At 66.1% G+C, this 13,337-nt stretch carries 13 protein-coding genes; all 13 read right to left on the bottom strand.

Annotated elements, in window-relative coordinates; translation table 11 throughout:
• Window positions 1–22: 22 nt before the first annotated feature.
• The 13 genes from ppx to ACETII_RS20165 all read right to left on the bottom strand — a co-directional run bounded on the left by ppx (window position 23) and on the right by ACETII_RS20165 (window position 13,078).
• Window positions 23–1,555 carry an exopolyphosphatase gene (gene ppx / locus ACETII_RS20105; RefSeq protein WP_472786716.1) on the bottom strand — a complete coding sequence of 511 codons (1,533 nt, stop codon included), beginning with the start codon at window positions 1,553–1,555 and terminating at the stop codon, window positions 23–25.
• Complete coding sequence (locus ACETII_RS20110; protein ID WP_472786717.1) at window positions 1,548–3,782, bottom strand: RNA degradosome polyphosphate kinase; 2,235 nt, start codon at window positions 3,780–3,782, stop codon at window positions 1,548–1,550. Before ACETII_RS20110 ends, ppx begins: the two co-directional genes overlap by 8 nt.
• A 69-nt stretch (window positions 3,783–3,851) precedes the next feature.
• Window positions 3,852–4,556, bottom strand: a complete 705-nt coding sequence (locus ACETII_RS20115; protein ID WP_472786718.1) for a P-loop NTPase family protein — start codon at window positions 4,554–4,556, stop codon at window positions 3,852–3,854.
• Between the two features lie 3 nt (window positions 4,557–4,559).
• Window positions 4,560–5,801, bottom strand: a complete 1,242-nt coding sequence (locus tag ACETII_RS20120) for an AI-2E family transporter (protein WP_363349083.1) — start codon at window positions 5,799–5,801, stop codon at window positions 4,560–4,562.
• A 3-nt stretch (window positions 5,802–5,804) separates the two neighbouring features.
• Window positions 5,805–6,353 (bottom strand): CDP-alcohol phosphatidyltransferase family protein, encoded by a 549-nt coding sequence (locus ACETII_RS20125; RefSeq protein WP_363349085.1) that lies wholly within the window; start codon window positions 6,351–6,353, stop codon window positions 5,805–5,807.
• A gap of 28 nt (window positions 6,354–6,381) precedes the next feature.
• Window positions 6,382–7,173: an ABC transporter permease gene (locus ACETII_RS20130; RefSeq protein WP_472786719.1), complete on the bottom strand. Its 792-nt coding sequence runs from the start codon at window positions 7,171–7,173 to the stop codon at window positions 6,382–6,384.
• Window positions 7,170–8,081, bottom strand: a complete 912-nt coding sequence (locus tag ACETII_RS20135; RefSeq protein WP_472786720.1) for an ABC transporter permease — start codon at window positions 8,079–8,081, stop codon at window positions 7,170–7,172. The genes ACETII_RS20130 and ACETII_RS20135 overlap by 4 nt, the downstream gene beginning before the upstream one ends.
• 151 nt (window positions 8,082–8,232) lie before the next feature.
• Entirely contained in the window at window positions 8,233–9,282 is a 1,050-nt protein-coding gene (locus ACETII_RS20140) for an ABC transporter ATP-binding protein (protein ID WP_472786721.1), read from the bottom strand.
• Entirely contained in the window at window positions 9,279–9,983 is a 705-nt protein-coding gene (locus ACETII_RS20145) for a class I SAM-dependent methyltransferase (protein ID WP_472786722.1), read from the bottom strand. Before ACETII_RS20145 ends, ACETII_RS20140 begins: the two co-directional genes overlap by 4 nt.
• Window positions 9,980–10,465: a DNA polymerase III subunit chi gene (locus ACETII_RS20150; protein WP_363349093.1), complete on the bottom strand. Its 486-nt coding sequence runs from the start codon at window positions 10,463–10,465 to the stop codon at window positions 9,980–9,982. Before ACETII_RS20150 ends, ACETII_RS20145 begins: the two co-directional genes overlap by 4 nt.
• A 71-nt stretch (window positions 10,466–10,536) precedes the next feature.
• Window positions 10,537–10,848, bottom strand: coding sequence for a BON domain-containing protein (locus tag ACETII_RS20155; protein WP_472786723.1), 312 nt, complete (start codon window positions 10,846–10,848; stop codon window positions 10,537–10,539).
• Window positions 10,849–10,917: 69 nt separating this feature from the next.
• Entirely contained in the window at window positions 10,918–11,328 is a 411-nt protein-coding gene (locus ACETII_RS20160) for a DUF4383 domain-containing protein (RefSeq protein WP_472786724.1), read from the bottom strand.
• A 205-nt stretch (window positions 11,329–11,533) separates the two neighbouring features.
• Window positions 11,534–13,078, bottom strand: a complete 1,545-nt coding sequence (locus ACETII_RS20165; RefSeq protein ID WP_472786725.1) for a leucyl aminopeptidase — start codon at window positions 13,076–13,078, stop codon at window positions 11,534–11,536.
• Window positions 13,079–13,337 lie beyond the last annotated feature (259 nt).

Here is a 13,337-nt window from a genome sequence, read left to right on the forward strand (position 1 = left end):
CCCTCGCGCTTCGAAACTTCGCCTAAGAACCAATCTCAATGACCGCATCCGACCCCAGCAATCGGCCGAGCGTCTTGAGTCTGTTGAGAACGCGGTCGCTTGCAAGGTCGGCGTAATCGGCTGGCAGCGTCAGCGCCAACACGCCTTTGCGCATCGCCAGACTCGTGCGCGGCAGAACGCCCGGCATCGACGCCGACAAAAGATAGGCGGCGCGCATGGCGGCGCCGAGGATGCGGGCGCGCACGAAGAGCCGCGTCGTCAGCAGGCTTCGCACAATGCCGATCCCCGCGCCCCCGTCGGGCCCTTCGTGACGGATCACGATGGCAAGGGAGAGGTATGCGCGGCCGGGATGATCGACGGACACGAAAGGCCCCTGCGTAACGATATTCATCGCCCGCTCGGAGCGATATTCGGGATGGGCGCGCCAGGCAATGTCGGAGAGCAGGCAGGCCGCGTGACGCAGGCGCTTTTCTTCCGGCGTTTCGTCGATGTCGCTCGAGCCCAGGAAGGCGTCGGTCCAGGCGATGAGTTCGTCGCCATAGCCCGGCGCGCGGGCGAACATGCCTTCGAGTTCGCGCGACGCGGAGAGCAGCGGATCGATCTTGCGCTCGCTTTCCGAGAGACGCTCGAAAAGGAGGCCCTCGCGCACCCCCGCCGCCGAGATGACGATCTCGCGCGGCTTGGCGCGGCGGATGATTTCATCGAGCACGATCGCGCCGTAGGCGAGCAGCGGCCGACGCGCGGTCGAAACGACGTCGATGTCTTCGATCGCCGCGCTGTCGATATGTTCGACGAGCGCCGCGAAATCCGCCGCTTCGCCGGTCTGGATGCGATAGTTGTGCATCACGCCGAGCGGATAGTTGCGCTGGCGCATGTGGAGCTTTGCGAGCGAACGCCAGGTCCCGCCGACGGCGTAAAACGTGCGGGCTTTGAGCTGTTCGAGCGGCTTGGCGTCCGCGATCGCCTTGCGCGCGATGCGCGTCGCCTCCCGTGGCGAGCGCCGCGACGCGTCCATCAACGCCAGCCCGCCGAGCGGCAGCGTGACGCCCTTGCCGAGCGCATCGCCCTTGACGTCGATGAGTTCGAGCGAGCCGCCGCCGAGATCGCCGACGACGCCGTCGGGCTGATGGATCGAAGAGATGACGCCGAAGGCGGAGAGCTCCGCCTCGCGCCGGCCGGGCAACAGGCTGATCTCCCGGCCGATGGCCTTGCGCGCCGCGTCGAGGAAGGCCGGACCATTCTGCGCGTCGCGCGCCGCCGCCGTGGCGATGACCTCGATGTCGAGCACGCCCATCATGTCGCACAGAGCGCGATAGCGGCGCAGCGCCTTGAGCGCCTTGTCGACGCCCTCCTCGGGCAGGCGGCCCGTGGTGACGACGCCTTTGCCGAGGCCGCACATGGCCTTTTCGTTGAAGATGGGCGTCGGCGCGCGCGAGAGCCCCTGATAGGCGACAAGACGCACGGAGTTCGAGCCGATGTCGACGATGGCGACCGGCCGAGCGGCGCTCGGCGCGGGCTGCTCGACCGGATGCGGACGCAAGAAACGCTTAAGCATCTTGCTTTCGTTTCAGGAGCGAACGCGGGCGCGATTCTTTCAGGGATTTGCCGCGTCCCGACAGGCTCGGATGCGTCATGAAGTATTGATGGGCGTTGAACCGCTCGACGCCCTCGTCCGGCGTGATGCGCTGCGAGGAGCCATCGGGCAGGACGCGATAGCTCTGCTCATTGTCCATGAGATTGGCGAGCATGATCTGATCGAGCAATTGCTGATGCACGGTCGGATTAACGATCGGCAGCAGCACCTCGACGCGACGGTCGAGATTGCGTGGCATCAGATCGGCGGAAGAAATATAAACATGCGCGCGCGGATGCGGCAGCGAATGGCCCCCGCCGAAGGCGTAGACGCGCGCATGTTCGAGAAAGCGTCCGACGATCGACTTGACGCGGATGTTTTCAGACAGTCCCTTCACACCCGGCCGCAGACAGCAAATGCCGCGCACGATGCAATCGATGGAGACGCCGGCCTGCGACGCGCCATAAAGCGCGTCGATGATCTCGGGATCGACCAGCGCATTGCATTTCAGCCAGATCGCGCCGGGCTTGCCCGCTTTGACGGATTCTTTCTCCTGCTCGATATGCTCGAGGAGCTTTTTCTTCAGCGAAATCGGCGACACCGACATGCGCTCGAGGCCGGCGGGTTCCGCATAGCCGGTGATGTAGTTGAAGATGCGCGACACGTCGCGGCCAATCGCCGGATCGGCGGTAAAGAGCGAGATATCCGTATAAACCCGCGCCGTCACCGGATGATAATTGCCCGTGCCGATATGGCAGTAGGTGGCGAGCCCCGAGCCTTCGCGACGCACGACCATGGAAAGCTTGGCGTGCGTCTTGAGTTCGATGAAGCCGAACACGACCTGCGCGCCGGCGCGCTCGAGATCGCGCGCCCAGCGGATATTGGCCTCCTCGTCGAAGCGCGCCTTCAGCTCGACGAGCGCGGTGACGGATTTGCCGGCCTCGGCGGCCTCGACCAGCGCGCGCACGATGGGGCTGTTGTTGGAGGTGCGATAGAGCGTCTGCTTGATCGCGACGACATTGGGATCGCGCGCCGCCTGTTGCAGAAATTGAATCACGACGTCGAAGGATTCGTACGGGTGATGGACCGCGAGGTCCTTCTGCTTGATGGCGAGGAAACAGTCGCCGCCATTGTCGCGCACGCGCTCGGGGAAGCGCGGATTATAGGGCTTGAACTTGAGGTCCGGCCGATCGAGCGCGACGAGTTCGGAAAGATCGTTCAACGCCAGCATGCCGTCGATTTCGAAAGTCTCGTTCGGCTCGACTTCCAGTTCGTCCGCAACGAGGGCGCGCAGCGATTCCGGCATGTCGGCGGCGACTTCGAGCCGGATGACCGAGCCGCGGCGGCGCCGCTTCAAGGCGGTCTCGAAGAACAGCACGAGATCTTCGGCCTCTTCCTCGACTTCGAGATCGCTGTCGCGAATGACGCGGAAGAGACCCTGCCCGCGTAAGAGATAGCCGGGAAACAGCCGCTGCGCGTTCATCGCGATCAGGGTTTCGAGCAGCATGAAGCGCTCACGCCCGCCGCCGGAATTGGGGAGATGCACGAAGCGTTCGATCTTAGGGGGCAATCGCACCAGCGCCTGAAGCGTCTTGCGGTCTCCGGGCCGCACGAGCTCCAGCGCCAGCGTGAAGCCGAGATTGGGAATGAAGGGGAAAGGATGCGCCGGATCGACGGCGAGCGGCGTCAGGACCGGGAAGATGCGGTTGAGGAAGTGATCCTCCAGCCACTCGCGATCCGCCTTGGAGACGTCGGCGGGTTCGACAATGCCGATGCCGACCTCCTCGATCTCGCGGCGCAGTTCGCGCCAGCGCCGTAACTGCTCATTGGTGAGCAGCACGACGCGCTCATTGATCTTGGCCAGTTGTTCGGTGGGCGTCAGTCCGTCCTGAGACACCGCGGTCAGCGCCGAGCGAATCTGCCCGCGCAGACCCGCGACGCGCACCATGAAGAACTCGTCGAGGTTGTTAGCGGAAATCGACAGGAAGCGGAGCTGTTCGAGAAGCGGATGGCGTCGGTTGGACGCCTCCTCCAGAACGCGGCGGTTGAACTCGAGCCAGGAAAGCTCGCGGTTGATGAAGCGGCGCGGCGAAACCGCGAGCTCTTCCGGATGCTCCAGAATTTCGCCGGCAGGGTCCATCACCTCGATGGCGGCAGCCTCGATCTCGGTCGCGCTGCGCGCCGTATTGTCTCTCACGTTGGCTGTCATGCCCGCTGTCCCGTTTTGCCCATATTGCCACAATGGCGTCGAAGCCGGCAGGAGGAAAAGCGCCTTCGTTCAAACCTCGGTCCCGCCCTCCGAAACGGCGAAACGCGCCAAGACTTCAGCCGCCAACGCCCGCGTCACCGGCCGTCGCCGGGCGAGCGCCTCGCGGTCCAGGGCCGCGACAAAAGCGCGCGCAGCGTCCAGGGACCGCTCCAGACGCAACGCCGCATAAGCAAGCGCCGGCGCCTCTACGATGAGTTGGCGGTCGCGAAACAGCTTGTCGAGCACCGCGCGCATCAGGTCGTCGTCCGGCGCGCCGATCTCCACCACAGGCGCGCGACGCAGGCGTGACAGCAGGTCCGGCAGTCCAATCTCCGCTGCGGCCGGCGGCCGCCGCGCGCTCATCAGCACGAAAAGGCGATGCTCGACGGCGAAGTTGAGCAGATGGAACAAGGCCGTCTCCTCGCGCACCTTCTCGAGGCTGTCGATGGCGATGGCCGTGGGAGCGGCGTCGGCAAGCGCCGCGAGGGACGGCAGATTGGCGGGATCGGCCGCAAGCGCCTGCGCCCGGTCGCCAAAGATCGCCAGCAGGTGGCTCTTGCCGCTTCCTGGCGGCCCGATGAGCGTCAAGATGCGATCGGGCCAGTCCGGCCAGCGCTCGACCATGGCGAGCGCCGCCGCATTCGAGGGCGCGGCGAGAAAATCGGATCGTCCGAAGCGCGGGGCGAGCGGCAGCTCCAGCGGCAGCTGCGCGGGCCCGCGCCCGCCCTCGCCCATGACTTAGGCCCGATCGCGGGCGTAGGACGGATCGCGATAGAGTGCGCTCGCCCGATATCGTCCGGCAAGGAAGCGCATGACGGCGCCCAGCGCGGCGGCGGCCGGCACGGCGACGATCAGCCCGGTGAAGCCGAACAGCGCGCCGAACGCGAGCAAAGCGAACATGATCCAGACAGGATGCAGGCCGACCGAGGCCCCGACGAGGCGCGGCGAGAGCACATAGCCGTCCATGATCAGGCCGGTGGTGACGATCGCCACCGCTTCGATCGGCAAATTGATTTGCGGCCAGGCCTGCACGATGGCGATGATGATGGACAGCACGAAGGCCGTGAGCGAGCCGACATAGGGAACGAAGCTCAGCACGCCGGAGATCACGCCGATGAGAAAGCCGAAGTTCAGCCCGATGGCGGAAAGACCGACGGCGTACCAGACGCCGAGAAAAAGGCACACCAGCGACTGGCCGCGCACGAAGCCGGCGAGCGCGCGGTTGATGTCGCGCGCCAGCATCCGCACATCGGCGCGATGGCGGGGCGGCACGAGATCGTCGATGATGTGAACCATGTGATCCCAGTCGAGCAGCATGTAAAAGGCCACGACCGGCGTAATGACGATGAGCGAGATCACATTGATGAGCGCATAGCCGCGCAGAAGCAGCGACTTGACGAAATCCCCGACGAGGACCGCGCTCTGGGAGACGAGATCGTTGAAATATTTCTCGACGTCGAGATTGGCGCCGGCGCCGCCGAGGCCGTATTTTTCGAGAAAGTCCTTGAAATACTGGCTGGAAAAGCGCGTGCTCCAGTCGAGGACGAGCCCGTGGAGCGTCTGCAGATAGCCTGGCAGCGCGGTGAGGAAGCCCGCGAGCTGATGGGTGAGGATCGGCAGCAGAACGACGACCGCCGTGACGACGAAGGCGACGAAACCCGAGAGCAGCAGCAGCGCCGCGCCGAGTCGGGACGCGCCCCAGCGTTGCAGCCTGTCGGCGACCGGATCGAGCAGATAGCCGAGCGCAGTGCCGGCCACGAAAGGCGCCAGGACCGGGCTGAGCAGGTAGAGGATGACGGCGAGGATCAGGAGCGACACGCCCCAGAGCATCAACTGACGCTCCAGGCTCAGGCCCGCCCATTTGACCGTCACGACCCGGGCTTCTGGAGCCGCCGCAACGGGCGCCGCCGCCGACGACAAATCCATGGGCTTGCGCGCCGCCCGGCGACGGACGGCGCCCCCCTGCTCCTGCTTCGCCATGGCTCAAGGCCTCATATGCTGGACCCAGACCCACAGATAGACGGTCGCGGAAGCGAGCGTCAATGCGGCGACGCTGCCGATGAGGAGCGTTTCCAACGCTTCCAGCCGGAAGCCATAGGCCGCGCCGCCCAAGATGAGGGCGGCGAGCAGAAGCTGGACGGCGGTGGTGATTTTCGACGCGATATGCGGCCGCACCCTGATCGGCCGGGAAACGAACCAGGACACGCTCACGCCGCCGACAATCAGCGCGTCGCGCGAGACGATGAGAATGGCGAGCCAGACCGGCGCCTGGCCCATGATCGCCAGCGTCACGTACATCGAGATGAGCAGCGCCTTGTCCGCGAGCGGATCGAGGACCGCCCCGAGCTCAGACTGAAGGTTAAAGGTCTTGGCGAGCCAGCCGTCGAGCGCGTCCGACGCGCCGGCGACGAGGAAAATCAGAAAGGCGGCCTGCCAGCGCGCCTCGGTAATCATGGCGATGATCGCCGGGGTCAGCACCAGCCGCGCGATTGTGATGAGATTCGGCAGAAAGGCGAACCAGCGGGAAACCATGCCCCCTATGTGGCGCGCGGTGCGCCAATCACAATCCCCGGCGCCTGCCTGCCTGCATGACAAGCGCCGAGACGCCCAACGCCAGCGCCACGGCGCCGAGCAACAGGGTCGAAATGGCGTTGATTTGCGGCGAAACGCCGAGCCTGACCTGCGAATAAATGCGCATCGGCAGGGTGGTCGCCCCGGGTCCCGTGGCGAAGCTCGCGATGACGAGGTCGTCGAGCGAGAGAGTAAACGCCAGCAGAAAGGCGCTCGCCAGCGCCGGGAGGATCTGGGGCAGCGCAACCAGAACGAAGGCCTGCGCCGGCGTGGCGCCGAGATCCATCGCCGCCTCTTCGAGCGTCGGATCGCAGCCGCGCAACGCCGCGAGCAGCGCCACCGTGGTGAAGCACATGGTGAGCGTCACATGCCCGATGACCAGCGTCATGAAGCCGCGTCCGACGCCGAACGCGACGAAGCAGGAGAGCAGCGCGAGGCCCAGCACCACTTCGGGCAGCACGAGCGGGGCGTGCACGGCCCCGAAAAACAGCATGCGCGAGCGAAAGCCGCCAAACCGCGCCAGCGCGACCGCCGCCAGAAGGCCGAGGAAGGTCGCGATCGCGCCCGACAAGAGAGCCGCCGAGAAACTGATCTTGGCCGATTCGATCAGCAGGTCGTTGTCGAGAAGCGCCGCGTACCATTTGGTCGAGAAGCCGCCCCAGACCGAAACGAGCCGCGAGGCGTTGAAGCTCATGGCCGCCAGAATGACGATCGGCGCGTAAAGGAACACAAAGCCGAGGGCGAGCGTCGCGAGGCGCGCGACATTGGCGGAGCGGGTCACCTTCTCCCCTCCTCTTCCGACAGTCGCGCCCGCTCCCACAAGAGAAGCGGAACGAGCAGAATGGCGACGAGCGCCACGGCCGCCGCCGACGCCGCCGGCCAATCATGATTGGCGAAGAAATCGTTCCACAGTGTGCGGCCGATCATCAGCGTGTCCGAGCCGCCGAGCAGATCGGGAATGACGAACTCGCCGACCGCCGGGATGAAGACGAGCAGCGCTCCGGCGATGACGCCGTCGCGCGAGAGCGGCAGCGTCACGCGCAGAAAGACCTGCGCCGGCGTGGCGCCGAGATCGGCCGCCGCTTCGCGCAGGCTCGGGTCCTGTCCCTCGAGCGCGGCGTAGATCGGCAGCAGCATGAAAGGCAGATAAGAGTAGACAATACCGATGATCACGGCGCTTTTGGTGGCGAAGATGACGAGCGGCGCGTCGATGACGCCGAGCGCCATCAGCGCCGTGTTGATCAGCCCCTCGTCCTTCAGCAAGGCGATCCAGGCGTAGACGCGGATGAGAAAGCTCGTCCAGAAAGGCGCGGCCGCGAGGCCGATGAGAAAGGGCCGCCACGCCCGCGGGCTGCGCGCCATGGCCAGCGCAAAAGGATAGGCGACGAGGAGCGTCGCAAAGGTCGAGACGGCGGCGATCCAGAGCGACGTTACATAGGCGTCGAAATAGAGGCTGTCGGAGACGAGCGCGCGATAATTTTCGAGCGTCAGCGTCTGCGCCTTGGCCCAGAACTCGGCAGCCGTATCGGAGAGATGGAAGCGCGGTTCGTAAGGCGGTCGCGCCAGCGCCGAATGCGACAGCGAAATTTTCGCGATGAGCGCCATCGGCGCGAGAAAGAAAGCGGCGATCCAGAGGTAGGGGATCGCGAGCGTCAGCCGCTGGTAGAGCGAAAGGCGGCCGCGTTTCATGACACCTGCCTCGCAGCCGCACGCTCAAGTGACGGCGATGAGGCTCGAAGCGATCCTTCGAGACGGCTGCTGCGCAGCCTCCTCAGGATGAGGCCGAGACGGCTGCTGCGCAGCCTCCTCAGGATGAGGGGAGTTTTGCCGCGCGACATGCTCAGCGCGCCTCCGCGAAGAGCACGCCGGCGTCGGGCGCAATGGCGAGCGTCACCTCGTCGCCGATGGCGAAGCGGCCCTCATAGGCGCCGACGCGCAGCGCCACATTCGGCGCGACGCGCACGCGCAACAGCGTATATTCGCCGCGAAAGACGAAGTCCTCGACTCGGCCGGCGACGCCCGCGCCATTGCGCGAGACGCCGATGCGCTCGGGCCGCACGCTCAGCGTGGCGCGCGCGCCGTCCGGCAACGCGCATCCCTCGCGCGGGAGGCGGCCGAACGCCGTCTCGAAAAAGGCGGCGCCGTCGCGCGTAATTACGCCCTCGATAAAATTGGTCTCGCCGACGAAGCCCGCGACGAAACGCGTCGCGGGTCTCTCGTAAATCTCCTCCGGAGCGGCGATCTGCTCCACTTTGCCGGCGCGCATCACGGCGATGCGGTCGGCGAGCGCGAGCGCCTCGTCCTGATCGTGGGTGACGATCACAAAGCTCGTTTGCGTCTTGCGCTGGATTTCCTTGAGCTGGAATTGCGTCTCTTCCCTGAGCTTGCGATCGAGCGCGCCGAGCGGCTCGTCCAGCAGCAGCAGCGCCGGGCGCGGCGCGAGCGCCCGCGCCAGCGCAACGCGCTGACGTTGGCCGCCCGAAAGCTCGTTGATGCGCCGCGCGCCGAAAGAGGCGAGCTGCGTCATTTCCAGAAGCTCGCTCACGCGCGACTGAATCACGTCTTTCGACTCGCCCTTGCGACGCAGGCCGAAGGCGACGTTCTCGAAGACGTCGAGATGCGGAAAGAGCGCATAGGATTGGAACATCATATTCACGGGCCGCCGATAGGGCGGCACGCCGGAGAGATCTTCGCCTTTCAGCGTCAGGCGCCCGCTGTCGGGCGTCTCGAAACCGGCGATGCAGCGCATGAGCGTGGTCTTGCCGCATCCGGACGGCCCCAGCAGCGCGAAAAACTCGCCGGCGCCGACGTCGAGAGACACGCCGTCGAGCGCGGCGACGGCGCCGTAGTTCTTCTTCACGTCGACAATAGAGAGAAGCGGGGCGCTCACCCGTCGCCCTCACGGCGAAACAAGGCGCGCCAGTGGCGGACGCTGGTCTCGCTCGCCGGAACGTCTTCGAGCGTCGCCACCCGCAGGCCGTCGACAGCGAGCGCTTCGATATTGGCGCGGGTCAGGGGCCAGGGCGGCCCGTCGATCGTCTGGTCGTCGTCCCGCGCCCGCGAGATGACCAGCAACGCGCCGCCGGGCGCAACGAAAGAAGCAAGCGCGCGCGCGGCCGCGGGCAGAAGCGCCGAGGGCAAGGCCTGCAAGGTGTAGAGCTCGTGGACGAGGTCGAAGGCGCCGCGCCAGGCGGGCGGGGCGTCGAACAGATCGGCGACGCAATAATCAACGCTGCTCTCGGGAAAGCGCCGCTTCGCCCAGTCGATGGCGCGCGGCGCGAGATCGAACGCCGTGACCCGCGCCCCCGCTGCGGCGAGCGCTTCCGCGTTGTCGCCAAGCCCGCAGCCGACATCGAGCGCGCGGAAACCTGCAAGCGTGCGCCCCGACAGCCACTGCGCCAGGGCGGGATGCGGCGCGAGCCCGGCCCAGGGCACGCCGGCCGGATCATCGCCCGCAAGCTCATAAACCGCCTCGAACCACTCGCGTCGATAAGGATCAGCATCGGCGCCGCCGGCGCGCTTGTGCGGATCGATGGCGTCGAGACGCGCGCGCGCTTTCGCGCGCCGGTCGGCGAAATCGGCGCCGCTCATGAGGCGGCCTTCGGTTCGCGCGCCTTCTCGACCCAACGGCCGCTCTCGTCCTGTTGCTGATAGACGAGCGTCTGTCCGGCGTCGCGCAGCTCGCGCCACTGATCGCGGGCGTTCTCCAATTCGTCGGGCGCATCGCCGTCGAACAGCAGAACCGCCCGCAGGCGAGGCGCCGCCGCGCTCTCCAGGCAGGGCGCGATTCGCACGCCTTCGAGAAAGATCCGGACGTCGGCGGCGTTGGGATTTTCGGCTGTCGTCGTCAGATAAATAGGCTGGGTTTCGGGAGAGGCGTCGGCGCGCGTCCCATGCGGCAGAAAGCTCTCTGGCCTATAAGCCCATAGATGGTCGTCGAGCGCGCGCATGCGCGCTTCGCTCGCGGCCTGCACGGCGACGCGCCAGCCGCGCGACAGGGAGCGCTCGAGTAGCGTCGGCAGCGCGTCTTCGACGCGGCGGGTCTTGAGATGGAAGAAAGAGATTTCGACCATGGTCGCGCCCCTCCGGGGTGGCGTCGAGACCTTTGATGGCCAATCTCCCGTCGGCGCGCAAGACCCTCTCGCTATGCCTTGCCGAAGCCCGACGCCCAGCTGGGCGGATCGCTCGCCGGGAAGGATTCAATGCCCGCCTCGTAGACGATATCCTCCTCCGCCTCGTAGATCAGCGCGACTTCGAGATCGCAGCGGATCTGAGCGCGACGCGCGAGCCGCGCCACCGCCTGTTCGGCTTTCGCTTTCTCTTCCTCCGAATTGACGGCGCCCTTGACGGCGATTTCCTGGCCATGCAGCTCGATAACGATCCGCGACAGGCCGACGCCGCTCTCCTGAAGGGATTCCTGAATCGCCGTCTCGACGTCGCGCGGCAGCGCGCTCATGGCGTCCTCCCCGGGTACGAAAGCGCCGCAGCCTCGAAAGACTGCGGCGCGCGCTTGCTGTCGCCCGCGCTACAGATGCGCCGTCGTCACGCGGTCCGTGTCTTCGGCGGTCATGGCGAAGCCTGCCCAAAGCAGCACGAGGGCGATAACGAGATGCAGCCAATTGTCCGGCTGGTTCGCCGCCATGCCCATCGCCTCGAGCGAGCCGAGCGAAATGAAGCCGAGGAACGTAACGATCGCATAAATGACGCCGAAGACCCGGAGCGTCATCACCGGCATATTGTAGTAGGGGCTGGCGAGCAGAATGCCGCCCGACACAATGTGCACGATGTTGTGGAAGGTGTTGACTTCGAAGAAGCCACGATAAGACACGAGCGGGTTGGGGAAGAAGCCCAGGATGCCGACGATGATGAAGATCACGCCGAGGGTTTTCGCCACCGTGTCGGCCGTCCAGCTCCTTGCTGCAAAGCTGCGTTCCATGGGAGTTTCCTTTCGCTCTTTCGCACGAACCCGATTCACGGGTCGATCCTGGGAATGCGCGAATTCCCTATGCGTCACACAACGCCTAGGTGGGACGGAGCGAAGGGTTTTCAAATAAAAATCGGTGGCGCGCGCTCCAGCGGAAAAGCATCCCGCTAGAGCCGCATGCGCACCGTCGCCAGGGTCGCGCCTTACGCGGGCGCCCTCAGCCTTCGTAATAATCCTTTACGAGCCGGTCGAGGAGACGCACGCCCCAGCCGGAGCCCCAGCTCTGGTTGATGTCGCTCGAGGGGGAGCCCATCCCCGTGCCGGCGATGTCGAGATGCGCCCAGGGCGTCTTGCCGACGAAGCGCTGAAGGAATTGCGCGGCGGTGATCGAGCCCGCATGGCGCCCGCCGGTGTTCTTCATGTCGGCGAACTTCGAGTCGATGAGCTTGTCGTAGGCCGGCCCCATCGGGAAGCGCCAGAGCTTTTCGCCGGTCGCGGTTCCGGCCTTGGTCAGACGTTCGGCGAGTTCGTCGTTGTTGCAGAAAAGACCGCCATATTCCTGCCCGAGCGCGACGAGAATCGCCCCCGTCAGCGTGGCGAGATCGACAATCGCCGCCGGCTTGTGCTTCTCGATCACATAGGTGAGCGCGTCGGCGAGCACGAGACGGCCTTCCGCGTCCGTGTTGATGACCTCGATCGTCTGGCCGGACATCGACTTCACGATGTCGCCCGGACGCTGGGCCTTGCCGTCCGGCATGTTCTCGACGAGGCCGAGCACGCCGACGACATTGGCCTTGGCCTTGCGCGCGGCGATGGCGTAAAGCGCGCCCGTGACGGCGGCGGCCCCGGCCATGTCGCCCTTCATATCCTCCATGGAGGCGGCCGGCTTGATGGAGATGCCGCCGGTGTCGAAGACCACGCCTTTGCCGACGAAAGCGACCGGGGCGGCGTCGGCGGCGCCGCCGTTCCAGCGCAGCACGACGAGCCGGCTCTCGTTCTCCGAGCCCTGCCCGACCCCGAGCAGCGCGCGCATGCCAAGCTCGGCCATGGCCTTTTCGTCGAGGATCTCCACCTCGACGCCCAGCTTCATCAGTTCAGAAGCGCGGCGGGCGAATTCAGCGGGCGAAAGCACATTGGCTGGCTCGTTGACCAGCGTGCGCGCCAGGACCACGGCCTCGGCGGCCTGGCCGGCTGCCGCGATGAGCGTGCGGGCGCTGTCGGCGTCGGCGACGGCGAGCTTGATCTCGACGGGGCCGTCCTTGTCCTCGTCCTTCTTCTTTGTCTTGTACTGGTCGAACTTATAGGCGCGCAGCCAACCGCCGAGCGCGAATTGCGATGCGGCCTCCGCCGGCTCCGCCGGCGCCTCCGGCAGATCGAGCAGGACGATCGCCGCGGCCCCCTGCCCGAGCTTGGCCGCCGTCTGGCCGCCAAGCGCCAGAAAATCCTCGAACTTTGCCGGCTTGTCGGACTCGTCGGAATTGCCGGGGCCGACGCCCAATAAAAGCAGCCGGCTCGCCGAGACGCCGACAGGCGCAAAGATCTCCAGCGCGGAGCCAGCCTTGCCCTTGAACTTGGCGGCGGCGGCGGCGCGCTCGATCTGGCCCTGGGCGTCCTTGACGAGCGCCTTGGCGCGGGCGCCGAGCGCGAGGTCCGCTCCCACGAAGACGACGAGGGTGCGCGCCCGGCCGGCGTCCTCCGGCGCCTGCAGCGCGGCTTCCGCGTCGTCGAAAGAGAGGACCTCGAATTTGGCGTTGAGCGACATGAGCAGCCTCGCAGGGGACGCGGTCGGTCGGGAGTGGCCGCGCTACAGGAACATTGGGCGCGCAATATCGCGGCCAAGGGCGCGGGTCAATTCGCGCCCCCAAATTGCCGCGATCCGACGACTAAATGCGCCGTTGCCCAAAAGCAACGCTTGGAAAATGAATGTGTTGGAGCCGCGCTCCGGGAGCCGTCGGCGCTTGCCTGCGACCGCGCAAACGACTAGCCAGTTCTTAACGATCTCTAAACGGGCGGCGCCCGTG

Source organism: Methylocystis sp. NC52PC (assembly GCF_055698645.1).

Bases quoted from the DNA above. Each gene is read 5' to 3' on its own strand.
- ppx (WP_472786716.1), bottom strand. From the start codon at position 1,555: ATGCTTAAGCGTTTCTTGCGTCCGCATCCGGTCGAGCAGCCCGCGCCG.
- ACETII_RS20110 (WP_472786717.1), bottom strand. From the start codon at position 3,782: ATGACAGCCAACGTGAGAGACAATACGGCGCGCAGCGCGACCGAGATC.
- ACETII_RS20115 (WP_472786718.1), bottom strand. From the start codon at position 4,556: ATGGGCGAGGGCGGGCGCGGGCCCGCGCAGCTGCCGCTGGAGCTGCCG.
- ACETII_RS20120 (WP_363349083.1), bottom strand. From the start codon at position 5,801: ATGGCGAAGCAGGAGCAGGGGGGCGCCGTCCGTCGCCGGGCGGCGCGC.
- ACETII_RS20125 (WP_363349085.1), bottom strand. From the start codon at position 6,353: ATGGTTTCCCGCTGGTTCGCCTTTCTGCCGAATCTCATCACAATCGCG.
- ACETII_RS20135 (WP_472786720.1), bottom strand. From the start codon at position 8,081: ATGAAACGCGGCCGCCTTTCGCTCTACCAGCGGCTGACGCTCGCGATC.
- ACETII_RS20145 (WP_472786722.1), bottom strand. From the start codon at position 9,983: ATGAGCGGCGCCGATTTCGCCGACCGGCGCGCGAAAGCGCGCGCGCGT.
- ACETII_RS20150 (WP_363349093.1), bottom strand. From the start codon at position 10,465: ATGGTCGAAATCTCTTTCTTCCATCTCAAGACCCGCCGCGTCGAAGAC.
- ACETII_RS20155 (WP_472786723.1), bottom strand. From the start codon at position 10,848: ATGAGCGCGCTGCCGCGCGACGTCGAGACGGCGATTCAGGAATCCCTT.
- ACETII_RS20160 (WP_472786724.1), bottom strand. From the start codon at position 11,328: ATGGAACGCAGCTTTGCAGCAAGGAGCTGGACGGCCGACACGGTGGCG.
- ACETII_RS20165 (WP_472786725.1), bottom strand. From the start codon at position 13,078: ATGTCGCTCAACGCCAAATTCGAGGTCCTCTCTTTCGACGACGCGGAA.